This is a genomic window from Pseudomonas sp. MPB23, assembly GCF_046605395.1.
Classification (GTDB): domain Bacteria; phylum Pseudomonadota; class Gammaproteobacteria; order Pseudomonadales; family Pseudomonadaceae; genus Aquipseudomonas.
Map to the genome: position 1 here is coordinate 6,274,154 of NZ_CP176771.1, position 23,858 is coordinate 6,298,011.

18 protein-coding genes are annotated in these 23,858 nt (G+C 55.1%); 5 read left to right on the forward strand and 13 right to left on the reverse strand.

Annotation, left to right across the window (positions count from 1 at the left end; all coding sequences use genetic code 11):
• Positions 1–37 precede the first annotated feature (37 nt).
• From ACLH0J_RS28550 to ACLH0J_RS28570, 5 genes are all read right to left on the reverse strand, one after another.
• Positions 38–2,035, reverse strand: a complete 1,998-nt coding sequence (locus tag ACLH0J_RS28550) for a heavy metal translocating P-type ATPase (protein ID WP_034137072.1) — start codon at positions 2,033–2,035, stop codon at positions 38–40.
• A gap of 171 nt (positions 2,036–2,206) precedes the next feature.
• Entirely contained in the window at positions 2,207–2,530 is a 324-nt protein-coding gene (locus ACLH0J_RS28555; RefSeq protein WP_034137071.1) for a DUF2790 domain-containing protein, read from the reverse strand.
• Positions 2,531–2,689: 159 nt separating this feature from the next.
• Positions 2,690–5,851 (reverse strand): CusA/CzcA family heavy metal efflux RND transporter, encoded by a 3,162-nt coding sequence (locus tag ACLH0J_RS28560; RefSeq protein WP_034137070.1) that lies wholly within the window; start codon positions 5,849–5,851, stop codon positions 2,690–2,692.
• Between the two features lie 24 nt (positions 5,852–5,875).
• Positions 5,876–7,126, reverse strand: coding sequence for an efflux RND transporter periplasmic adaptor subunit (locus ACLH0J_RS28565; RefSeq protein WP_034137069.1), 1,251 nt, complete (start codon positions 7,124–7,126; stop codon positions 5,876–5,878).
• A gap of 66 nt (positions 7,127–7,192) precedes the next feature.
• The gene (locus ACLH0J_RS28570) at positions 7,193–8,464 is read right to left on the reverse strand and encodes a TolC family protein (RefSeq protein WP_411390058.1); all 1,272 of its coding nucleotides are present in this window, start codon (positions 8,462–8,464) and stop codon (positions 7,193–7,195) included.
• A gap of 405 nt (positions 8,465–8,869) precedes the next feature.
• Between ACLH0J_RS28570 and ACLH0J_RS28575 the strand changes: the two genes are divergently transcribed.
• Both ACLH0J_RS28575 and ACLH0J_RS28580 read left to right on the forward strand, forming a co-directional pair.
• Entirely contained in the window at positions 8,870–10,213 is a 1,344-nt protein-coding gene (locus ACLH0J_RS28575; RefSeq protein ID WP_034137067.1) for an OprD family porin, read from the forward strand.
• Positions 10,214–10,701: 488 nt separating this feature from the next.
• A complete protein-coding gene (locus ACLH0J_RS28580; RefSeq protein ID WP_034137066.1) occupies positions 10,702–11,376 on the forward strand; it encodes a heavy metal response regulator transcription factor in 675 nt (224 codons plus the stop codon).
• 288 nt (positions 11,377–11,664) lie between these two features.
• On the opposite strand, the gene ACLH0J_RS28585 is transcribed toward ACLH0J_RS28580, so the two are convergent.
• Genes ACLH0J_RS28585 through ACLH0J_RS28600 form a run of 4 tightly spaced genes read right to left on the reverse strand, consistent with a single transcriptional unit; the run spans position 11,665 to position 17,000 of the window.
• A complete protein-coding gene (locus ACLH0J_RS28585; RefSeq protein WP_125923840.1) occupies positions 11,665–12,111 on the reverse strand; it encodes a hypothetical protein in 447 nt (148 codons plus the stop codon).
• A 15-nt stretch (positions 12,112–12,126) separates the two neighbouring features.
• On the reverse strand, positions 12,127–14,289 hold the full coding sequence (locus tag ACLH0J_RS28590) for a hypothetical protein (protein ID WP_115147434.1): 2,163 nt from the start codon (positions 14,287–14,289) through the stop codon (positions 12,127–12,129).
• On the reverse strand, positions 14,286–15,758 hold the full coding sequence (locus ACLH0J_RS28595; protein ID WP_080761392.1) for a site-specific integrase: 1,473 nt from the start codon (positions 15,756–15,758) through the stop codon (positions 14,286–14,288). Before ACLH0J_RS28595 ends, ACLH0J_RS28590 begins: the two co-directional genes overlap by 4 nt.
• Positions 15,759–15,761: 3 nt before the next feature.
• A complete protein-coding gene (locus ACLH0J_RS28600) occupies positions 15,762–17,000 on the reverse strand; it encodes a site-specific integrase (protein ID WP_069553525.1) in 1,239 nt (412 codons plus the stop codon).
• A 439-nt stretch (positions 17,001–17,439) separates the two neighbouring features.
• Here ACLH0J_RS28600 and ACLH0J_RS28605 point away from each other — a divergent pair, with 439 nt between their 5' ends.
• Positions 17,440–17,649, forward strand: a complete 210-nt coding sequence (locus tag ACLH0J_RS28605) for a YebG family protein (RefSeq protein WP_017734297.1) — start codon at positions 17,440–17,442, stop codon at positions 17,647–17,649.
• A 53-nt stretch (positions 17,650–17,702) separates the two neighbouring features.
• On the opposite strand, the gene ACLH0J_RS28610 is transcribed toward ACLH0J_RS28605, so the two are convergent.
• Positions 17,703–18,722 (reverse strand): Leu/Phe/Val dehydrogenase, encoded by a 1,020-nt coding sequence (locus ACLH0J_RS28610; RefSeq protein WP_411390059.1) that lies wholly within the window; start codon positions 18,720–18,722, stop codon positions 17,703–17,705.
• Positions 18,723–18,908: 186 nt separating this feature from the next.
• On the opposite strand from ACLH0J_RS28610, the gene ACLH0J_RS28615 reads away from it, so the two are divergent.
• Entirely contained in the window at positions 18,909–19,712 is an 804-nt protein-coding gene (locus ACLH0J_RS28615) for a SirB1 family protein (protein WP_411390060.1), read from the forward strand.
• Between the two features lie 6 nt (positions 19,713–19,718).
• On the opposite strand, the gene maiA is transcribed toward ACLH0J_RS28615, so the two are convergent.
• Genes maiA through hmgA form a run of 3 tightly spaced genes read right to left on the reverse strand, consistent with a single transcriptional unit; the run spans position 19,719 to position 22,958 of the window.
• Complete coding sequence (gene maiA / locus ACLH0J_RS28620) at positions 19,719–20,372, reverse strand: maleylacetoacetate isomerase (RefSeq protein ID WP_411390061.1); 654 nt, start codon at positions 20,370–20,372, stop codon at positions 19,719–19,721.
• Between the two features lie 12 nt (positions 20,373–20,384).
• Positions 20,385–21,671, reverse strand: a complete 1,287-nt coding sequence (fahA, locus tag ACLH0J_RS28625) for a fumarylacetoacetase (protein WP_411390062.1) — start codon at positions 21,669–21,671, stop codon at positions 20,385–20,387.
• Positions 21,672–21,674: 3 nt separating this feature from the next.
• Complete coding sequence (gene hmgA, locus ACLH0J_RS28630; RefSeq protein ID WP_411390063.1) at positions 21,675–22,958, reverse strand: homogentisate 1,2-dioxygenase; 1,284 nt, start codon at positions 22,956–22,958, stop codon at positions 21,675–21,677.
• 120 nt (positions 22,959–23,078) lie between these two features.
• Here hmgA and ACLH0J_RS28635 point away from each other — a divergent pair, with 120 nt between their 5' ends.
• Positions 23,079–23,858 (forward strand): IclR family transcriptional regulator, encoded by a 780-nt coding sequence (locus ACLH0J_RS28635; RefSeq protein ID WP_411390064.1) that lies wholly within the window; start codon positions 23,079–23,081, stop codon positions 23,856–23,858.

Consider the following 23,858-nt stretch of genomic DNA (forward strand, 5'->3'; position numbering starts at 1 on the left):
GTGCACTCCCGGCTTTTTTGTGCGCTTCGTTCAATGATCAGGCGTCTTTACGATAAGCCAACAGGCGAAGGGCATTGAACACGACAAGGAGCGTGGAACCCTCATGAATGGCAACGGCAGCGCCGATGCTCAAGCCCATGATGGTGGAGGGAACCAGGATGGCCACGATTCCGAGGCTGACGAACAGGTTCTGGCGAATGATCGAGCGGGTGTGACGACTGAGGCCGACCGCAAAGGGAAGCTGCCGGATGTCGTCTGCCATCAGCGCGATATCGGCCGTTTCCAAGGCGACATCGGAGCCTGCCGCCCCCATTGCGATGCCTACGCTCGAATGGGCCATGGCAGGCGCATCATTCACGCCGTCGCCCACCATGGCGACTTGGGAGCTGAGGCGAAGGTTCTTGATCGCCTGTACCTTGTCGTCTGGCATCAGATCTCCCCACGCTTCGTCCAGGCCGACTTGCCTGCCCACTGCTTCGGCGACGCGGTTGTGGTCCCCGGAAATCATGATCATGCGGTCGATGCCCATTTCCCTGAGTTTCTGGAGTGCCTCTTTCGCTCCTTCTCGGGGGGTGTCCAACAAGCCGATCACCCCCAGATCCTTGTCAGCACGGCGCACCACCATGGTAGTGCGGCCCGACTGGCGCAGGCGCTCTGCTGCCTCTAGGGCGGCTTTGCTAAGGGCCGGAATGGCGTCGGCACCGAACATCTCGACTTTGCCAATCCAGACGAACTGATCATCCAGCTCAGCGCGTACGCCGCGGCCAACCAGGTTTTTCAGGTTCCTGGCCTGGTATTTGCCCCTGCTACCAATCATCTCCTCGCCGTCGCGCACGATAGCTGCGGCGAGTGGGTGGTCGCTCATAGACTCCACTGCGATAGCGACGGCCAGCAGGTCCGGAACCTGGGTACCGGCTAGCGGTATCACATCGGTGATGCGGGGACGCCCCTCGGTCAGGGTGCCGGTTTTGTCGAAGGCCATGGCATTCAAAGAACCGAGTTCTTCGAGCGGAGCACCGCCCTTGATCAGTACCCCGCCTCTGGCAGCCCTGGCGATGCCGGAAAGAATGGCGCTGGGTGTAGCAATCGCAAGCGCACACGGGCTGGCTGCGACCAAGACCGCCATGGCACGGTAGAACGAATCACGGAATGGCTCATCGATGAAAATGCCAGCACACATCAGCCCTACCACCAGAAGCAGGACCAAGGGGACGAACACCCTTTGGAAACGGTCTGTGAAGCGTTGAGTCGGCGACTTTCTGACCTCGGCTTCACTGACCATTTTGATGACCCGCGCCAGGGTGCTTTCCGTGGAGCGACGCGTTACTTCGACCTCAATCAGGGTTTCGCCATTGATGGTGCCGGCGAAGACTTTCGACACAGCATCCACGGCATCCGGCTTGCTGCGGGCAAGAGCGGCATCAGCGACTGGTTGCTTGTCCACCGGGACGCTCTCACCAGTCACGGGAGCCTGGTTGATGCTTGAAGAGCCTACGACCACAAAGCCATCGGCCGGCAAACGGTCATTGGGGCGTACGATGACAATGTCGCCAGGCACGAGGAGTTCTACAGGCAACTCCTTCGTGCCGTTTGTGCTCCGCACGATGGCGGTGGCAGGGGCGAGCTTGGAAAGTGCCTCGATGGCTTTCTTGGCTCTGCCCATCGCATAGCTTTCCAGTGAATGCCCCAGGCTGAACAGGAACAACAGCAGTGCACCTTCTGCCCAGGCGCCAATGCTCGCGGCCCCCGCTGCGGCGAGCAGCATCAGCGTGTCGATTTCGAAGCGCTTCTGGCGGATATTGCTGATCGCCTCCTTGGTGGTGAACCATCCACCGAACACGTAGGCAGATACGTACAGAACTAGCGGCAGCCTGTCGATCAGCCCGAGCTTTCCGGCCAGAACTCCGGCACCGAGCAGCGCACCACAGATCAGTGCGAAGACCAACTCGGTGTTCATGCCGAAGATGCCCCCATGCTCATGGCTGTGGCCTTCGTGCCCCGCTTGGTCGTCGGGGCGTTCAAGCAAACTTTTCATAACTCGTACCTTCTGGGGTATCGCTATTGATTAGCTGAAATCTATTTCACGGCTTGCCCGAGGGCTGATCATTAAGAGTGACGCTCTTAACAAGGCACGCAGGGGAAATAAAAAATGCCAGGCTCTGCCTGGCATTTATGAATTCATTAATTATTCTATTCAAAGCGCTCACTACTTATTGTTGATGCATTGCGAGTACATGGAGTAGCGAACCGTTTTGAGCGTACCCTGGGAGTCCTCGAAGCTCATCAACCGTGGGTAGACCTGGCAGGTGCGGGGGTCTTGAGATTGGCGCACGAATTTCGCCACATCGATTTTCATGCCGTATTTGTAATCTTGAATTTCCGGCATCGGCTTGCCATTTTTCTCGGCATACTTCGCCACAGCGGTCTGGTGGTCGTTGATATATTGCAGCTGCTTGCTTTCTGAGAAAGTGTTGGCCTGCGAAGCCATCGAGAAAACAACAAGTGCAGCAGCAATAATTAGCTTTTTCATAATAACCTCTCAAATTCAAATCTTCTCGGGCGTAACTTTAGCAACGCATAGGCATCACTGGCATGACGAGAAACTTACAATTTTGAAAGGTAAGTGCATCTGGCTCATATAAAACAAAAAAGCCCACAACGTGTGTTGTGGGCTTCTCTTTAGTGGCTATCAGCTAACCACTTCGGCCTCATCACCGTCTTCATCCTTGCGGTGTGCCCATTGATACAGGGCAGGGAGCACCAACAAAGTCAGCGCGGTGGAGGACAGGATCCCGCCAATCACCACTGTCGCCAGTGGCCGCTGAACCTCTGCACCGGTACCGGTTGCCAAGGCCATCGGGATGAAGCCCAGGGACGCCACCAGGGCTGTCATCAGCACAGGTCGCAGTCGGGTCAACGCGCCTTCGTCGACGGCCTGCCTAAGCGTTCGTCCCTCCTCTCGCAATCCGCGGATGAAGGCAATCATCACCAGGCCGTTCAGTACCGCGACGCCGGACAGTGCAATGAAGCCAACCCCAGCCGAGATCGACAGCGGGATGTCCCGCAGCCACAGCGCCACGACGCCACCGGTGAGTGCGAATGGAATACCGGTGAACACCAGCATGCCGTCTTTCAGGTTGTTGAACATCAGGAACAGCAGGGTCATGACCAGCAGCAAGGCCACCGGAACCACGATCTGCAGACGCTTGGCCGCCGATTGGAGCTGCTCGAACTGGCCACCCCAGGTGGTCCAGTAACCAGCAGGAATCTGCACCTTGGCATCCAGCGAAGCGGTTGCCTCTTGAACGAACGACCCCAGGTCGCGGCCCCGGACGTTGGCGCTGACGATCACCAGACGCTTGCCGTTCTCGCGGCTGATCTGGTTCGGACCCAGCTGCAGGTCCAGGTTAGCGACCTGCGACAGCGGGATGAAGCCGATCTGATTGGCACCTTGAGATGCATTGGCCGGTACAGGGATCAGAAGGCTGGACATACCTGCTACGTCGGTACGTACGGTCTCAGGCAGGCGCACCACCATGTCGAAGCGACGGTCGCCTTCATACAACGTGCCGGCCGTACGACCGCCGACAGCGATGGCGATCGAGTTCTGTACATCCGCGATGTTCAGGCCGTAGCGTGCGGCTTTCTCGCGGTCGATGTTGATGGTCAGCACCGGCAGGCCGGTGGTCTGTTCAACCTTGACCTCCGAAGAGCCCGGTACCGCTTTGAGCGCTGCAGCGATCTTGTTGGCCGTGTTGTTGAGCACGTCCATGTCATCGCCGAACACCTTCACTGCGACGTCACTCCGTACGCCCGAGATCAGCTCGTTGAAACGCAACTGGATGGGCTGGGACAGCTCATAGTTGCTGCCTGGGACACCGGCTGCGGCTTTCTGCACTTCAGCAATCAGCTCATCGCGAGGCTTCTTAGGGTCGGGCCACTGATCCTGAGGCTTGAGCATGATGTAGGCGTCGGAGGCGTTAGGCGGCATCGGGTCGGATGCGATTTCGGCTGTACCCGAGCGCGCAAACATCCGCTCTACTTCCGGGACCTGCTCAATCACAGCCTTTTCAAGGCGTTGCTGCATTTCTACGGATTGGGTCAGGCTCGTACCTGGCACGCGCATGGCCTGCATCGCAAAGTCACCTTCACTGAGGCTTGGAATGAACTCGCTACCCATACGACTTGCAAGCACACCACTGAGCACGACCAGGACTACAGCGGCCGAGAACGCGATGTTCCGATGCCCAAGGACCCACTTCAAAATCGGCTCATAACGCAGCCGCGCAGTGCGCATCACCACGCCTTCCTCTTCCTTGACCTTGCCAGTGACGAACATGGCGATGGCTGCCGGAACGAAGGTGACGGAGAGGATCATTGCACCCAGCAGCGCCATCACAACGGTGAAGGCCATGGGGTGGAACATTTTGCCCTCGACGCCGGTCAGGGCGAAGATCGGCAGGTACACCACCATGATGATCAACTGACCGAAGATCAGTGGCCGGCGAGCTTCACCCGCAGCAGCGAAGACCTCATGGAAGCGCTCAGCTTTGGTGAGCATACGGCCATGCTTGTGTTGCGCATGAGCCAGTCGACGGATCGCGTTTTCTACAATTACCACGGCACCGTCGACGATGATTCCGAAGTCGAGTGCGCCTAAGCTCATTAGGTTGGCGCTGACCTTGTTGTTGAACATACCGGTGAAGGTGAACAGCATGGACAACGGGATCACCATCGCGGTGATGAGTGCAGCACGGATGTTACCGAGGAACAGGAACAAAATGGCGATTACTAGAATCGCGCCTTCCACCAAGTTCTTCTTCACAGTTGCAATAGCTTTTTCAACCAGGTTGGTGCGGTCGTAGACCGTCACGGCAACCACACCTTCTGGAAGGGTACGGTTGATGTCAGCCAGTTTGGCGGCAACAGCCTGAGACACGGTACGGCTATTTTCACCGATCAGCATGAACACGGTGCCGAGTACGACTTCGCGACCGTTCTCGGTGGCAGCCCCCGTCCGGAGCTCTTTGCCAATGCTAACGTCAGCGACGTTGCTGATTCGAATCGGTGCGCCATCGACACTGGTGATCACAATGTTGGCGATGTCTTCGATGTTACCGACCTGCCCTGGCGCACGGATGAGGAGCTGCTCACCATTACGCTCGATGTAACCGGCGCCGACGTTGGCGTTGTTGCTTTCCAACGCTGCGACCAGATCATTGAGGGTCAGTTTGTATGTAGCTAGGCGCTTCGGATCCGGCGCGACCAGGAACTGCTTGGCGTAACCACCGATGGTGTTGATCTCGGCCACACCTGGGACGTTCCGCAGCTGCGGCTTGATGATCCAGTCCTGGATCACACGCAGGTCGGTTGGGGTGTACGGTGTACCGTCTTCCTTGACCGCACCATCCTCAGCTTCAACGGTCCACAAGAAAATTTCACCAAGCCCAGTGGATACCGGACCCATGACAGCCTCAACGCCCTCTGGCAACTGCTCCTTCGCAACTTGCAGCCGCTCGTTGATCAACTGGCGGGCAAAGAAGATGTCAGTGCCATCCTTGAAGATCACGGTGACCTGAGACAGGCCAGAGCGAGACAAGGAACGGGTCTGTTGAAGGCCCGGGAGACCGGCCATGGCCGTTTCAACTGGAAACGTGATCCGCTGTTCAGTTTCCAATGGCGAATAGCCAGGCGCAGCAGCGTTGATCTGCACCTGGACGTTAGTGATGTCGGGTACCGCATCGATGGGCAGCTTCTGATAGCTGTAGATACCGATGCCGGCCATGATCAGAACAGCGATCATTACAACGATGCGCTGCTCAATGGCGAATCTGATGATACGTTCAAACATGAGAAATCATCCTGTCAGTTCGCATCAGTGACCGTGTTCGGCAGACGCTTTGCCGAGCTCAGACTTGAGTGTAAAGCTGCCACTGGCTGCTACTTGGGCGCCGGCTTGGATGCCGTCGATGATTTCCACGTATCCATTGTCACGGCGGCCCGTTTTTACCGGCCGAGTGTCAAAGCCTTCCCTGGTGCGCACAAATACCGAGGGTTTGTCTTCAACGGTCTGCACGGCGCCTTCAGGAACGGCCACAGCCACTCGATCGGTCTGAGAAGTGACGGCGATGTTCACGAACAGACCTGGACGCCAGGCGCCGTCAGGGTTGGTCAAGGTAACGCGAACGGTCGCTGCACGGTTTTGCTCACCCAGCAGGCTGCCTACATAACCCACCTTGCCGTCGACCTCGACGTTCATGTCGGGCGATGAAACTTTTACCGCACGGCCCGTCACCACCTTGCCCAGTTCAGTGGGAGGGACAGCGAAGGTGGCCCACACCTGATTCAGGTCGGACAAGATGAAAGCGTTAGTCGCCTCGCTGACGACTTCACCCATGGTCAGGTGCTTCTCTACCACCACGGCGTCAAAGGGTGCCCGAAGCTCGTAACGATTGCCGCCTACGGAATTGACCGAAGCGCCGATGGCACCGACCTTCTGCTTGGCATTGGCCAGAGATATCTCTGCTTCTTGCAGCGCTTGGCGTGCCTGCAGGTAATCCTGCTCGGCGGAGATCTTGTCCTGCCACAGTTGCTTCTCACGGTCGAAGGTAACGCGGGCCAGCTCTACGCGTCGCTGTGCGGCTTGTTGTTCGCTGCGCAGGTCAGAAATCTGTTGGCTGGCAATCACTGCGAGGACTTGGCCTTTCTTAACGGCTTCGCCCAAGTCGGCCTGGACACTTTCAACAACGCCAGGGACCCGAGGGACAACATGTGCAGTCCGGTCTTCGTCGAAACGAATCTCCCCCGGGAAAGTCACAACGGTGCCGAGGTCACGGGGGGCCGCAGACTCCAGGACTACCCCAGCTGCCTTGATCTGTTCAGCGCTCAGGGTCAGCTTGCCCTCTTCCTCACCACCCTCTTCGCTATGGCCTTCTGCACCATGACCCTCATCACCCTCCTCTTTGGCGGCTGATGCGGTCGTCTTCTCATCGCCATGGCCATCGTTAGCGCCGTGCTCGACGGTACTGGCGGCCTGCTCTCCGGAACTGTTGTTCCAGGCAAGGCTGCCAAATCCAAGGGCTGCCACAGCGGCGACCGCGAGGGCGATCTTGCGTTTGTTATCCATTGCTACTCCTGCTGATCATAGGCACCGACGTGTTATGCCGAGCGCCGAAGAAAATTTCTGGCCCGTTCAACGAACGCCGGCAGTCGAACCGACATCGCCATAAACCCTTTCCACCTGCGCACGCGCATTGGTCGCTGTTGCCAACGAATCGAGGTATTGGCCACGAGCGACGATCAAGGTGCGCTGGGCATCCAGCACTTCGATGAAGCCGAATTTGCCCATCTCGAAACCGCGAGTTGCGGTCTCCACAGCCTGCTGTGCGGACGGCAGAATGGTCTTGTCGTAGGACTCGACCTCCTGCATGGCGGTCGCCCACTGGTTTACTGCGGTTTGGGTTTCGCTACGCAGCCTCAGCTCAACTGCGTTGCGCTGGTCTCGGGCTTGATCTGCGCGTCGAGAAGCGGAAAGAATGTTGCCCTGATTACGATCAAACAGCGGCAATGGCATGGACAGTCCTACAGTGTTGACCCGTTCACGTACGGAGCGGTCGTACTGGCTACCCACGCTTACAGTGAGGTCTGGGATTCGCTGAGCTTTCTCTGAGCCGAGGGACGCATCGCTTTTGTCGATCTGCACCACGGCCTGACGCATTTCCGCAGTTTGATCGAGCCTCGACAACAGCTCTTCAGCGTCCGGAGGCAAACCTGGGGAGAGGGTCGGCGAATCCAGGCGATCGAATACTGTGACCGAGCTCCCCGTAATTTGAGCTAGCTGCTGGTAAGCGGTCGCTTTCTCCGTTTCGGCGCGTCTGACCTGCAGCTTGGCTTCGGCCAACTGTACTTGAGCACGAGTAGCCTCTACTGGGGAGGATTTACCTGCGCGAACGCGGCCGTCGACAATGCGCAGACCACGCTCAGTCAGCTCCAGAGATTGCTTGGCTAGATCTAGGCCAGTCTGCGCTCGCAATGCTGCGTAGAAGGCTTGAACGACCTCGGCGCGCAGAGCGTTCACTCGACGGTCCAACTCCAGCTGTGCAGCAGTCTGGCCATAGGTGGCGACGTCAACACGTGCGCCCCGCTTTCCGCCCAGCTCCAGGGTCTGGCTGAGCGTCACAGTTGTCTGGCTAGTGCTGCGACGGGTGTCTTCTACGTCGTACGAGATTGTTGGGTTGGGGATAAGCCCTGCCTGCTTGCGTGCCCCATCTGCGATCCCAATCTCCTGACGGGCGGCGGCCATGTCAGGGTTGGCATCCATCGCCGTCGAAAGCGCTTGAGGCAAGCTGATGCTTTGGGCAAATGCAGCAGGTGCCATCAGCCCGGAGATGACCGTACAGAGTGCGGCTATCTTCCAGGGTGAGATTGAGGTCTTAGGAAAGACATTGCGGATATACCGGGGCACTTTAATGGTCCTCGTGCACAAACTTCGATAAAGCTTGGCGAGAACGCCGAAACAGCTGCCAAGCCCCACTGGATTAGGTGATGGCACTCTAAAGAGCGGTAGCTATCAGAGGGGTGGCTAGAAAATTACAATTTCGTAAGAAAAGTGGGTAATGCCCGTAAACACTGAGAAATTCAGTCGAACCCAGGATTTGATTACAACCGAGAGAGATGGCTAACACACGGTGCTAGGCACCCGGATAACCTGTAGATGACGAAATTGTAATTATCCTATCACCCTCCCGTTATCTTCGGCCTGCAAATATGAGCTCGGCGCTCTTCATAGGCGCGCCGCCGGGTCAGAACATATAAAGACACCCGCGTCGGTACACATAATAAAAACTGCCGTAAATCAAAGGAGCATCAGATGAAAATCAAAGTACCACTGTATTTGGCGGCAGTTTCTGCGCTGTCTGGAAGCTATGCAATTTCTGCTCAAGCTGAAGACAAACCAGAAGGTTTCATTGAGGGCAGCAGCCTTACAGTGCTCAACCGCAACTTCTACTTCAATCGTGATAATCGCGACAGTTCGGCTCCCACTTACAACAGTGGTAAGGGCAACACCAACGGCTACTCCGAAGCCTGGGCGCACGCGCTCATTTCCAAATTCAACTCTGGTTTTACCCAGGGTACCGTCGGTTTTGGTGTTGATGCCTTTGCAATGATCGGCCTCAAGCTTGATACCGGCGACGGTCGCAACGGCGGCCGTAGCTCCTTCGACGTGCTGCCCGTTGATAACAAGGGTGAGGCGCGTGATGAATACACCAAGGTTGGCGGAGCGGCCAAAATCCGCTTGTTCGATACCGTGGTGAAAGTGGGTGATGTATTCCCATCGACGCCGGTCGTCGCAGCGGGCGACTCGCGCCTCCTGCCAGAAAGCTTCCGCGGCGTGACCGTTGAGAACAGCAGCATCCAGGGCCTCACCCTGCAAGGTGGTCGACTGCATGCAATGAGCCAACCGGTTTCCAGTAACCTGAACGACAATTTCGTTACCTTCTATGGCGGCCCGGTCAACTCGCCTTGGATCGGCTACGGCGGCGGTGACTACTCGATCAACGACAATTGGACCGTGAGTGTCTACGGCAGCCAGTTGAAAGATGTCTGGAACCAGTACTACGCCGGTACCAGCTTCGCCTACCCACTGAGCGATGACCTCGCGCTGATTGGTGGGTTCAACTACTACAAAGCCGTGGATGAAGGTAAACGCCGACTGGGCGAGTTCGACAACAATATCTGGAGTGCCAAGGTCGGTGTTCGCTACGGCGCCCACACCTTGGCCCTGTCACACCAGCGCAACAATGGCGATGACGATTTTGATTACCTGCGTCAGTCGGACTCAATCTTCGTAGACAACTCGATCCAGTACAGCGACTTCAACTCGCCGAAAGAACGCTCCTGGATGATGCGTTATGACCTTAACTTCACCAGCTACGGTATTCCTGGTCTGACGTTCATGACCCGCTACGCAAGGGGTTCGGGCGCAGACTACTCGAACGCCAACCAGTTCTACATGCGTACCGACGACAACGGCAATCCGCTCACCGATCAAAAACGTTGGGAGCGTGACGTCGAGGTGAAATATGTCGTTCAAACCGGCCCGGCTAAAGACTTGTCCTTCCGGTTGCGCCAAGCTACCACGCGTGCCACTGCTTTCGAATCGGACCTTGATGAAACTCGCGTGATCATTGAATATCCGCTTTCTATTCTGTAATTCTCTGATCGGATCAGTTTTCCATGAACTGGCCCCTCAGAAAAACGTGCATTACGCATTCACCTTGAGTGGCTTAAGTGCTCCTTTGGTAAAAGGTGAATATTTGGCGCCCTTTGGGCGCCTTTTTTTATCTAAAATTCGAGCAGTTGTTCGAGTTCATGCATCGCATGTCGATGCAGCTCATGGCTACACCAATGTCCAGCCTCCTCAATGAGGGGAACTTCGCCGTCATCTGAACGGAATGAAACCAGAACAAAGAATAGAATAACCCAGTACTTCATAAGGTCAAATCACCTATTGGAGAGAGGGCTCGCATCTGTCAAACCCAAACCGCGACAAGATATAACGCCAGACTATCAAATATATTACCTAGAAATTACAAATCCGTAATTTAGCCCCCCAGACAACTCTTTTTGATTTACCATTCATTTCAATAACGCCGGCGCGCGTGCGCGGTTAATTGCTCAGTGATGTCGAGACAAAATCCCATGCGAATTCTGGTAATTGAGGATGAAGTAAAAACTGCGGAGTATGTGCGTCAAGGCCTTACTGAATGCGGTTATGTTGTAGATTGCGTCCATACCGGTTCAGATGGATTATTCCTGGCCAAGCAGCACGAATATGAGTTGATCATCCTTGATATCAATCTGCCGGAGATGGATGGGTGGCAGGTGCTTGAACTGTTGCGACGTAAAAACTGCCCTTCTCGTATCATGATGCTGACGGCTAGAAGTCGCCTAGCAGATAAGGTTCGGGGCCTGGAGAACGGTGCAGATGACTACCTAATCAAGCCATTTGAGTTCCCAGAACTGCTGGCCCGGGTCCGCGCCTTGATGCGCAGGTCTGACCACCCTGCATCCGTCGAGATAATTCGTGTAGCTGACCTCGAACTCGACCAGAGCCGTCACAGAGCCTTCAGGGATGGCCAGCGCATCGATTTGACTACAAAAGAGTTTGCACTGTTGCACTACCTGATGCGCAACACGGGGGTGGTACTGAGCCGTACGCAGATCATCTCACAGGTTTGGGACATGAACTTTGACTGCGATACAAACGTTGTAGAGGTGTCGATTCGAAGGCTCAGAGCCAAGATCGATGATCCTTTCGAGACGAAGCTTATCCACACGCTCCGAGGCGTGGGCTATGTTCTTGAGAAGCGGTAAGCGACCAACCGCCTAGCCTTGGAAACAGCTCGACTGATTATCCAGCGCCTACTACATTGACAGTTAAATTTTAATTCCAACAGCACTTATCTTCGCAATAAGCATGTCAAACCAACAAGCACCACCCATTGACCCGGAGTCAAGGAGACCAGACCACGAGAAATTTAGTGATACGCAATCCACTCAGAGTACTGATAGGACGGTCGTGGCGGAACGGGGCAACGAAAGCCAACAATCCAGCCATTAATCGCAAAAATCGCTCTGGGTTGCCGATTGGAAAACTACCAATCAGACAGTGGAATCTAGAGATCCACCACATAAAACGCAATTCCCACCAGTACGATCTAGCTCTCCGGGGCCAACAGGTTTTACCATCAAGATACTAATATCAATCGAGTGACTTAGCATTGCCTCGATAAGGTCAATGTATTGAACTCGAATCGCTTCATACATAGTCCGCACCATAACAACTTCACGCTGAAGCTTATGATTCTTTTCTTGAAGATTCCTGTATTTAGCATCGCCATCATGATTAATCTTTGAAACTAGACAAGACCGCAAGCAAGCGTCAATTTCAGATTGATATTTCCTGATTGTCTCTCTAGAAACTCCTGCGTATTTAGAAAATTCTTTTTGGCTATAAACATATCCTCCAATTTCTTTTTGGCGAACACTTATCAATTCCAAAATCTTAGAATTGAGATACCCCTTTAGACGCTCACCTCTGAGCTGCATAAGCCCCCCGATATATTAATTCTTTTTAAAAATCTCATTCAACAGAAAATCAGCCGACAGTTCAATATTTTTGAAATGTTGGTATTGCGGACTCAACTCCCCTCCAGCAGTTAAGATATGATTCTTTATTAAGTTAGCGTCTCGGCTCAATCTTTCAATTTCCAGACGCTGCGCATCATCTTGAACGTTCACTATTAAATCCTCGCAAGGCTTGCCATTTGTCCCCTTCGCCAAACATGACAGACTGTGCTGGCATGGTTTCAACGCAAGGTTGTGAGCGCACGCTCCATGTGGCATTGGATTAACCACACGAATGGCTGCTGAAAGATATTCCTCTGCGGCTTGACGATTTTCAATTCTAAGTTTATTGAAAGTTGTTTGAATAACCCCCACAGCTCTATCTTGCCTAACACTTTCAATCATATCCTGCAGAATCAATGATCTGCTTAAAGCTGGTGTATGATCATAAACCTGAGCCTGCGTGAGGTCTGAACGTCCTAGGATCAGGTTCACCTGAACATCAGATAAACCTCCCTGCTTATAGACAGTATTGAGCCAATGCCTAATATCATGCCAGTAAAACTCAGCCACTTCACCGGTACGAGGATCGAGGACATTAAATTTCTTAAATAATGACTCTTCAGTTCTTGATGTACCATCAAGCCACCCTTGAAACATACCAACCGAAACCTTCCTAAATTCCCTATCACTCTTAGCATTAGAAAATGTCAACAAATTCCGCGGGATAATGAATAATGAATTTTCCGGCTCTAGAATTGCCACACCATTCTTTTGGATCGTAGGCAGAATTTTTCGAGCAAAGTTTAATTCGAACTCAAAATCAGGCTGAAATGGAAAAGTTTTATTCTCAAGCTGACACAACAAAGCCTCATCAAGGATATCGTCAACAATCTCACGCATCCATGATGGATTGAAGGTAACTTCACAAAATGCCTCAAGACGCTGCAACGATATAGCATGAGGGTGGCGCCTCAACCTGCTTCGCCACTTATATACATTTGAAGTCAAAGGCAAATATTCATTCCAAGCTTTCTCATACATAAATATCTTAGAATTCATAGCTTTCTGACATTGAAGCAACTTGACAACTGTTCGTGTAGAGGCACCCAGAAATGCCGCGACCTCAGACACACGCCCGAGGCGTCCAACCAACTGAATTACATCTACAAATTGCCCTGTAGATTGATAATAAACCCCTCGCGGCGTATACAAATCGAATTCGCTCACCCATTTCGCGACAAACTTACGCGCATAATATTTCAAACTAATAGGCGTTTTTTTTACTTCCTTCCAATTCACCCCTGGATTCAATCTCATTTTCTTAACAATACGACGCCCTTCCGCAGTATGTTCAGTGATAAATTCTACCGCTGCGCGTACTGCTGGGTATAAATCTTGCGGAAATGGTCGGAAGTACAATCGCCCTCCCTTTTCGGGAAATATTTTTATAACCCATTTCCCCTCTTGCTGTATCAAGCAATCTACAGGAAGACATGCCAGCTCATTGATTCTACCGCCCACAGCTGCGTTAATCACTAGCGCACTAATATAAAATCTATCCCGAAAAGAAAGTTCTGGATGAGTGGCCAATCCGAATAAATCTCTAATCACCTCTGTAGGTAGGAACTTTCGCTCTCTTCCCTCTTCACTTCCATGCCGGCCATACTTACATCTGCCTTTTGGAGCATCATAGATTACCCTTAAACCAATTCGCTTCTGCATCCATTTAGCAAAGCCCTGAAGTGTTGTTAAAGTTGAAATCTTCCCGGTCACCCCGCGCTCTGCGTAGGTCCTTTCAACCGCTTTAAAATCCAATAGATTCAATCGTGAGATTTCTTTACTACCCATTTCCAAATCAAGCCTAACTAATGCCTCGATGGAGGCGAATGCACCATCAGCGGTTACACCCGCTTGGACTCGCTTTGCTGCTATATACACTTTAGCAACTAATCTAAGCTCGTCATTTCTAATACGGCAAAATCTCAAATTGTATTGCGACAGATTTCCAGGGCGTTCAACCCAGTCGAGAATATTCCATTCATCACAAAAAAAATCGACTGAAGGCTTTAACCCCTCAACAAGTGATGCTGCCAAATTTATCAAAGGCTCTGGGAGGCCATGACCACGCAACTTTGAGTGAATATCCATCTTCGTCATTCCCCACTATTGATCCTAGCCATAACATCGTTAACCGCTTGGTATACGCGCTCCAGCTCTTTCAGTATCTTACTCCTTTCCTTTCCACCCTCAGCTCTACCCCATCTTTCTAATTCAGACTCTAGGTAATCTAAAGATTTTTTATGGTCTGCGTTGCGCCAGGCAATGAAATACCTACAACCATTGTAACAATTAAAAAATGGATGATGCCCACAAGATCCGGACTTGCCACATTCCCCTACTATAGCTGGCTGATTTACGACCGGTATCAATATAGGCATCCCCGAACTCTTATGCCCAAGCTGACCGGCGAAAAATAAACCATTTAACTCTGAGAATATCCCACCTAATTTTCTGTTTGCTCGCTCCAACAACGGGCAAAACTCAGAAGCCAAACAGTCAATGTAAGCATCAGCTGCATGCACGGAGTCATGCTCAAGTACATATTGTATCTCGTCCCTAGACGCGCCTTGGGCGGCCATCTGTGTAGCTCCGCTATGTCGGATTCTATAGGGTGTCAAGATTAGAGGCCTATTCGTACGCGGACTGATCAGCTTTAATCTGCTACACCAGCCAGTTATCGCCCGTCCAAAATTTGATGATTCTCCCTCCCTTGAACTCACTAACAACCTCCCAGTCCTTTCCTGTAACGCCTTAACCTTAGGAGATGAGGAGTACTCGAGAATGGCATTAGCAAGTTGAGTAGTTATGGGCCAAAGCTCTGACGCCTGTCCTGTTTGATATTTTGCCTTAGGCATTCTAAGGAAATATTGGCCCCCTTCTGCCATCGAATCGGGTACCCACAATGCATCACGGAACATTTCATGCAACTGGATAGGTCTCTTTAATGTTTCGAACGAGATCCAAGTAAACAGCCTTGAGGTGAAATCCGCCGTGGATTCCCCCTCTGCAGAAATGATCATTGCTTTTCGAACCACTTCAATTTCGGAGCTTGTTAGCGCCCCGCGCGTCTCGTGCCATTCCAGTATCCTTAAAGTTGGGTGAGGCTTTTTAAGCCTTATAGCCTCTAACTCCAATGCATGAATCTCGTCCGCACCTGCCAACCCCTGAAAAGCAGCGTAAATGTAGAACCTTCGAAACTCGGTCGCCTCCGCATGGGATGATGTCATAACGCTCAACAATTTCCCGAGAGACATATCTGAAAAGTCCTTCCATGAAGGTTGCCAGTGCCTTTCCAAGCAAGAGATCCCCGCGTGCACTGAGCTCAGGATTCTAGGGCAAACCGACTCAAGCTTGTGCACTAGGTACTTTTTGACCACCTCAATAATTACTACTGGGAGCTGGTATCTGCTTAGATCAATAGAATATCTAGCCCTTCTCCACACCGCTTCAACATAATCTGTCGTCACATCAATGAAAAATGGACTACTCGGATCAGCATTACATCTTACATATAGCCGCCCGACTTCATCTTCAAATTCACCAGAATCATTGACTTCAATACCCATTGCTTACCCCTCAAAATTTAACCTCATCAACTCCCTTCTTGCCTTATCCCGAATCGCGCGCCGAGCATAACCTTTTAATGAGTCAGGACTACTCCATCCTCCCATGTAAACTACGTGATCTATTTCCGTAGAATTGTTCTCTAGCAAACTTGCAGCTTCGTAAAGCCTATTGAACACAGCGTGGCGTACGAGATGCCAATGAAAAGCTTTGACACACTCATTGCTAATCATGCAAGCGACTTTATTTGCCGCTGAACAGGATAGTGGATTACCCAGCGAGGCGTTACCGTGAGAGATCAACAGGAATTCGTGGTCTAGATAAGCTGTAAACCCTCCTTTTATTTTTCTTTTAACTCTATATGTATCTACATACTCCTCAATGGCTCTAATCATCCCCTCATCACCAGGACTAAAATAAAGCCGCCTACCAAAAGTTTTAACAAGTGGATTATTGGGAGCTCGCGGATCAGAATAATCTGCCCCTCTATCCTCTATGCGGATAATTTCCAAAAAAGGATATAAACCAGTCAGATCAATATCCACTAGGCGTAATGCTAACAACTCGCCTAGCCTTAATCCAAACCTTCTAACTAAGCGCCACATGATGTAGTTTCTTAGATTCAAGCCGCGAGTCACGTTCGCACTTGAAAGCTGCCCTACTAAAAACCCCTCTATTTTTTTCAATTCATCGTCCGTCAGGTCATGCGCGATTAGCTCTTTTCTGCCGCTCACCATTACACTAGACCAAACTTTCTTATGGCTTTCAATTAAACGAATATAGCTAACATTGACGTCAATACCGGTAGCAAACAAAGGTGTATAGTTCTCAACAAACCAAATTGAGAAAGTGCTGCAGCTTTGTAAGATCTTACAAACATATTTGTTTATCTGGGTCCCATCAACCGGCGGCGATATAATCTTCTCAAGCCAATTGGCAAATTTTCTTACACATCTAAAATCTAGTCCTTTCCCCTCAAGCAGCATGCGCTCGATATCGAGCCCAGTTATGTTTCCCCATGTGAATAAAAAGGCAACGTGGTAGAGCACTGTACGAATACTCGCCTTATAGCGACGATTACCCATTGAATACGCTACTTCGTACAGACTAGCGCTAAGACAAGGTACAAACGTTTCTACTGCCACCAACTGGTACCTAGCTACGTGTTGATGTGAAAACTTAAGAACCTTGTACTCTAACCCTACAGTCCTAACTGATTTAGTTCTTCTAGTTAGTCCAGGCATGAGACATCTCCTTCAGCATCAGTTGCAGAAGTTGTCTTCGAATGAATTTTATCAGCCTGCGACCAAAGCGACTTTAATAAGCCATCCCCAATCGAGTAGTTTGATCTTAACTTAAGACAGCTAGTTGACTTATAATCAACTAGCACGGACAGCAATTGATAACCGGTGAGAATTTCAAACAAAAAACGTATAAATATATTTTTGCCGCCCATATATCCGCACCTTGACATTAGTTTATGTCTTAAAGGTACAGATGCTGGGCCGCGGATAACTCCGTCGTCTGCCAACTATCTAACAACCTACGGTGCTACATTGGCACATTTTTAACGTAAACCAGTTGACTGGACTAATCAAGACCTTACGTCGCAGGTCTGACGGGACGCGGGGCTGCGGAGCTCTCATCCCCCCGCTATCTAGGCACTTTGAGGTCAGATAAATCATGGATAAAGCCGAAGCTGACCGTCATGACAAGATGCTTGAACTCGCTGAGTTGCTGGCAGAAGTGTTGCAAAAAGCCGTGCCGTCGTTGAGCGAGCAGCAGGTGGAAGAAGCCGGGATCTACATGGCGAAGAATCGCGATGTATTTGCCAAGGCGTTCAAGAGCCAACCGGATGCGCTGTCCGAGTTGCTGAACCCGCCCGCGGAATAAGCCCGAATTGAACAGGCCCTGAATCAACGATTCAGGGCCTTTTTAATGCGCGTTTATTGGTAGAGCAGTCGCTCGGCCAGTTCGTCCGCCACCCGTGCGGGGGAACGCTTTTCGGCTTGGGCGTGGGCGAAGATTTCGGTCAGGCGCGTGCCGATGTTGGACAGGTGCGCGGTGATGGTCGGCAGTTCGGCACCGCTGTGTTTAAGCGCGACGTAGATCAGGCCGCCGGAATTGATCACGTAGTCCGGGGCGTAGAGGATGCCGCGGCCCTCCAGTTGGTCGGCCACTGGCAGGTTGGTCAGTTGTGTACTGGCTGAACCGGCGACGGCGGCGCAGCGCAGTTGGCCGACGCTCTGGCGATTGAACACGGCACCCACGCCGCAGGGCGCGAGGATGTCGCACGGGGTGCTGAGCAGCGCGTCGTTGGCGATGGGGTGCGCACCGAGCTGCTCCATGGCCAGTTGCACTTTGCCGTGGTCGATGTCGCTGACCAGCAGTTCGGCACCGGCGGCGTGCAGTTGTTCGGCCAACGCATAACCGACGTTGCCCAGGCCCTGGATCGCTACGCGCAGGCCTTCGAGGTTGTCGCTGCCCAGGCGCGCCATGGCGGTGGTGCGGATACCGGCGAATACGCCCATGGCGGCGTGGGGCGACGGGTCGCCAGCGGCGGTGGTGCTGGTGACGTAGCGGGTGTGCTGGGCGATGCAGTCCATGTCGGCCACCGAGGTGCCACTGTCGATGGCGGTGATATAACGTCCGTTGAGTTGCTCGACACACCGACCAAAGGCTTCAAACAACGCCGCACGGCTTTCCACATGGGCGGGACGCAGGATCACCGCGCTACCGCCGCCCACCGGCAAACCGGCCAGGGCGGCCTTGTAGCTCATGCCCTGGGCCAGGCGCGCGGCATCGGCCACAGCACTTTCGTCGTCGGGGTAGGCGAGGTAGCGACAGCCACCCAAGGCAGGACCCAGACGGCTGTTGTGGATGGCTATGACCGCCTTCAACCCCGTCACCGGGTCGATGCTCAGGTGCAGCGATTCAAGGCGGGTGCTGTGCATGAGAGCAAACATCGTCAAGCTCCCGAATCACTTCTTGTAGTCGCCAAGTATAGGCTTGCGGTAGAAAACTGCCGAAGTGCGCTGGAATAAGCCCCTCGGTTTTGCGGGCTCCGGGAAATAAGCAGGTGGGATATTTCTCAAGCTACTGGACGAAAATTCCCAGCAAGGCTAAAACGAGAGCATCCGCCGGAGAATGCAATGAATCCCCGCAAAGCCTTTTTCGCCTGCCTGGAACGCTCACCGCCTGCGCTGTTCGAAGCGGCGCTGTGGATCGCCGCCGAGCACGACTCGGCGGTGCAGCCGCTGGCGATCCTGCAGGCGCTGACCACGCTGGCGCAACAGGTGAGCATGGGCATACCCATGCTGCCGGCGGACGAACTCGGCCAGCCACTGTTGCGGCGCCTGAATGACCTGGGGTTTGCCCAGGACGACTTCACGCCCTTGCGCCCCGCCGCCGCCCTGCTGGACAAAGTCCTCGATCGCCAACGCGGGCAACCCCTGGCGATGGGGTTGATCGCCATGGAACTGGCGCGACGCTTGAATATTCCCATGGTCGGGGTCAACTTCCCTGGGCATTTCCTGCTGCGCGTGCCCGGTACCGACCACCTGCTGGACCCCTGCGGTGGACGGCGCCTGTACCCCAAGGATTGCCGCGAACTGCTACAACGCCAATACGGCCCCAATCTCAAGTTGCAGGCCGACCACCTGCACACCGCCACGCCACGGGCGATCCTGCAACGGCTGTCGCGTAACCTGCGCCAGTTGCACCTCGCCAATGACAACCCCTTGGCCGCCCTGGTCGACGCCGAACGCGTGCTGGAACTGGGCAATGCCAACGCCGCCGATTACCTCGCCCGCGCCAGCCTGTATCAACGCCTGGACTGTCCGAACGCCGAGCGCTTCGATCTGGAACACGCGCTGCTGCTCAGCGAAGACCCGATCCAGCGCCTGCGCCTGACCGAGCGGCTGGGGCATCTGCCGCCCAATTCAGTGGTGCACTAGGCGCTCCTACAGACAACCAGTGGGCGCCGGGGTGTCGGGCTGGTTGGCCGGATGGGCCGTGATGAAGGCCGGATGTGTCGCCGCCAATGCCGCCACCCGGCCGATGCGCGGATACGCCGCCAATGACACCTTGAAGCGCTCGGCCGCATACAACTGCGGAATCAGAAACGCATCCGCCAGCCCCGGCCGCTCGCCAAAACAAAACCCGTCATCGCCAATCAACTGCTCGACCGCACCCAAGCCCTGGCTGATCCAATGAGCGATCCAGGCCAGCACTTGCGCATCATCATGCCCCCACTGCCGCAACAGGTTCTGGGTGCTGGAGTTGTGCAGCGGGTGAATGTCACAACTGATGATCGACGCCACCGCACGCGCATGGGCGCGCATCGCCACGTCCTGGGAGAGCAGCGGCACCTGTGGATAACGTTCCTCCAGGTACTCGATGATCGCCGACGACTGGATCAACAGCTCGCCGTCATCGGTGCGCAGCGCCGGGACGCGACCTTGCGGGTTGATGGCCAGGTACTCCGGCTGGCGATTGGCGCCGCCCGGAGGCACCAGCAAGTTGATCGGCACGGCGCTGTAATCCAGGCCCTTGAGCGCCAGTGCGATACGTACCCGGTACGACGCGGTCGACCGGTAGTAAGTGTAGAGTTCCATCGCCCGCCCCTCTCAGCGCGCCGCGACCACGGTGCCGCGGCATTCGCCGAAGCCGATGGAGGCGAAACCTTCGCGGCTGCAACGGGCGCGCAGGATGATTTCGTCGCCGTCTTCGAGGAATCTACGCACTTCACCGGAAGGCAGTTCGACCACCTTCTTACCGCCTTCGGTCATCTCCAGCAGGCTGCCGAACTGCCCCGCTTCGGGCCCGGACAAGGTGCCGGAACCGAACAGATCGCCGGCCTGCAACTGGCAGCCGTTGACGCTGTGATGCGCGACCAATTGGGCGACGGTCCAGTACATATACAGGCTGTTGCTCAGGGCCAGACGATGGGCCGGCAGTTTTTGCTCGCGCATCGACGCGGTGGTGAGCAGCACTTCCAGTTCGATATCCAAGGCGCCAGCCGCCTGATCGCGCGCGTCCAGCAAGTACGGCAGCGGTTGCGGATCACCTTCCGGCCGCGCTGGTTGGGCCTTGCGGAACGGCGCCAGCGCTTCGGCTGTCACGACCCACGGTGAAAGGGTAGTGATGAAACTCTTGGACAAAAACGGCCCCAGCGGCTGGTATTCCCAGGCCTGGATATCCCGCGCCGACCAGTCGTTGAGCAGGCAGAAACCGGCGATGTGCTCAGCCGCGTCGCCGATGGCAATCGCGTCGCCCATGGCATTGCCCTGGCCGATCCAGATGCCCAACTCCAGCTCATAGTCCAGCCGCGCGCACGGGCCGAAGCTCGGCTCGGTCTGGCCGGCCGGCAGGGTCTGGCCCTTGGGGCGGCGTACCTCGGTGCCCGACGGGCGGATGGTCGAGGCGCGGCCGTGATAACCGATCGGCACGTACTTGTAGTTGGGCAGCAGCGGGTTGTCGGGGCGGAACAGTTTGCCGACGTTTTGTGCGTGTTCAATGCCGACGTAGAAGTCGGTGTAGTCATTGATTTTGGCCGGCAGGTGCATCTGGCAATCGACGGCGCGGTGCAGCACCTCAGCCTCGCGGGCTTGCAGCGCACTGCCCTCCGCCAACAATGCCAGCAGGCGCTCGCGCAGGGCCACGCGCGGGCCGCGGCCCAGTTCGAAGAAGGCATTCAACTGCCCGCCAGCGGTGGCGTCGACGGCGCGCAGGGCTTCACCGTCAAATGCATCGCGGGCGGCCAGCAGGTCGAGGATGCAGTCGCCAATCGCCACGCCACTGCGCGGTGCCGAGCCGTTGATGCTGAACACGCCCAGCGGCAGGTTCTGCAGGGGAAAATCGCGGTGACCGTTGGCGGATGTCACCCAGCTGCGGGTAGGGGTGGGTTCAGTCATGGGTTATCTCCGGTTCGGGTTGAAGGTGACGGGCAGCGAGGCCCAGCACGCGTCGTAAGCAGGTTGCAGTTGCGGGCACTCCAGGGCGAACTGGGTCGGACGCAGCACTTGGCTGGTCTCGAACATGAAGGCCATGGTGTTGTCGATCTTGTGCGGCGCCAGGTCCACGTTGATGGCCTTGGTGCAGGTCTCGCCATCCGGGCCGTGGGCGCTCATGCAACTGTGCAGCGACGCGCCGCCAGGCAGGAAGCCTTCGGCCTTGGCATCGTAGGCGCCCTGGATCAGGCCCATGTATTCGTTCATCAGGTTGCGGTGGAACCACGGTGGCCGGAAGGTGTTCTCGGCCACCATCCAGCGCGGCGGGAAGATCACGAAGTCGAGGTTGGCCAGGCCGTGCACGCTGGTGGGCGAGGTCAATACGGTGAAGATCGACGGGTCCGGGTGATCAAAACTCACGGTGCCGATCGTGTTGAAGCGGCGCAGGTCGTATTTGTACGGCACGTTATTGCCGTGCCAGGCGACCACGTTCAACGGCGAATGGTCGAGTTCGCAGGCCCACAGTTCACCGAGGAATTTCTGTACCAGCGTCGTCGGTTGCCTAAGGTCTTCGTAGTGGGCCACCGGGGTGAGGAAGTCGCGCGGGTTGGCCAGGCCGTTGCTGCCGATGGGGCCAAGGTCCGGCAGGCGCAGCGGGGCGCCGTGGTTTTCAGCGACGTAGCCGCGCGCTTGCGCATCCAGCAGTTCGACGCGGAACTTGAGGCCCCGCGGCAGTACCACGATTTCCAGCGGCTCGACGTCCAGCACGCCCAGTTCGGTGGCAATACGCAGGCGGCCCTGCTCCGGCACGATCAACAGTTCGCCATCGGCGTTGAAGAACACCCGCTGCATCGAGCAGTTGGCGCGGTAGGTGTGGAGGCTGATACCCGAGGGCGTTTGCGATGCCGAATTGGCGACCATGCCGACAAGCCCATCAATGAAATCCGTCGGTTCAGCGGGAATATCCAACGGGTTCCAGCGCAACCGGTTCGGCGTCACCGCGCCCAACGGCCCACCGGCCAATTGCCGTGCCAGCTTGACGAACGCCGGGTGGTTGGCCGATGGCTGGATGCGATACAGCCAGGTGCGGCGTGCTTCACTGCGGGCCATGGTGAAGGCGGTGCCGGAGAACAGTTCGGTGTACAGCCCATAGGGCGCTTTTTGCGGGGAGTTCTGGCCGACCGGCAGCGCGCCGGGCAAGGCTTCGCTGGCGAATTCATTGCCAAAACCCGAAAGGTATTCGAGGTTCATGGATCATCCTCTGAGCGGAAGTTGTTTTTATCGTAATCTAGTTACGCATAACGTAATTTGATCACTATCGACCGTCAAGCTATAAAGACGCCCATTCATCTCTCGGATTCTCGCCCCTCCATGGAAAAGTCCCGCGACACCGGTAAACAGAAAGTCCGCTCGGCCGAAGTGGGCACCGATATCCTCAAGGCCCTGGCCGAGCTGTCCCCCGCCACGTCGCTGTCGCGCCTGGCCGAGCATGTGCAGATGCCGGCGAGCAAGGTCCACCGTTACCTGCAGGCGTTGATCGCCTCGGGGTTTGCCGAACAGAACAGCGCCACCAACCATTACGGCCTGGGCCGCGAAGCCTTGCGCGTGGGCCTGGCCGCGCTGGGCAGCATGGATGTGCTGAAGGTCGGCGCGATGCCCCTGGCGCAACTGCGCGACGAACTGAATGAAACCTGCTTCCTGGCGGTCTGGGGCAACCAGGGTGCGACCGTGGTGCAGATCGAACCGGCAGTGCGCGCGGTGACGGTGGTGACGCAGTTGGGTTCGGTCTTGCCGCTGCTCAGTTCGTCCACCGGGCTGGTGTTCAGCGCGTTCCTGCCATTGCGGGAAACCGTCGAACTGCGTGAGCGCGAGATCCAGGCCGGTATCGCCCATGCGTTGGTGGACGATCAGGCCTACGCCACCCTGTGCGAACAGATCCGCCGCCGTGGCCTGCACTTTGTGCATGGCTTGCTGATGCCGGGGGTGGATGCGTTGTCGGCGCCGGTGTTCAACGCGGTCGGCCAAGTGGCGGCGGTGATGACCGTGGTCGGGCCCACTTCGCTGTTCCATGCCGATGAAGACGGCCCGGCGGCCCAACGTTTACTGGCGGCGACGCAGGCCGTGAGCTGGCGAATGGGCTATCAGCCTTGA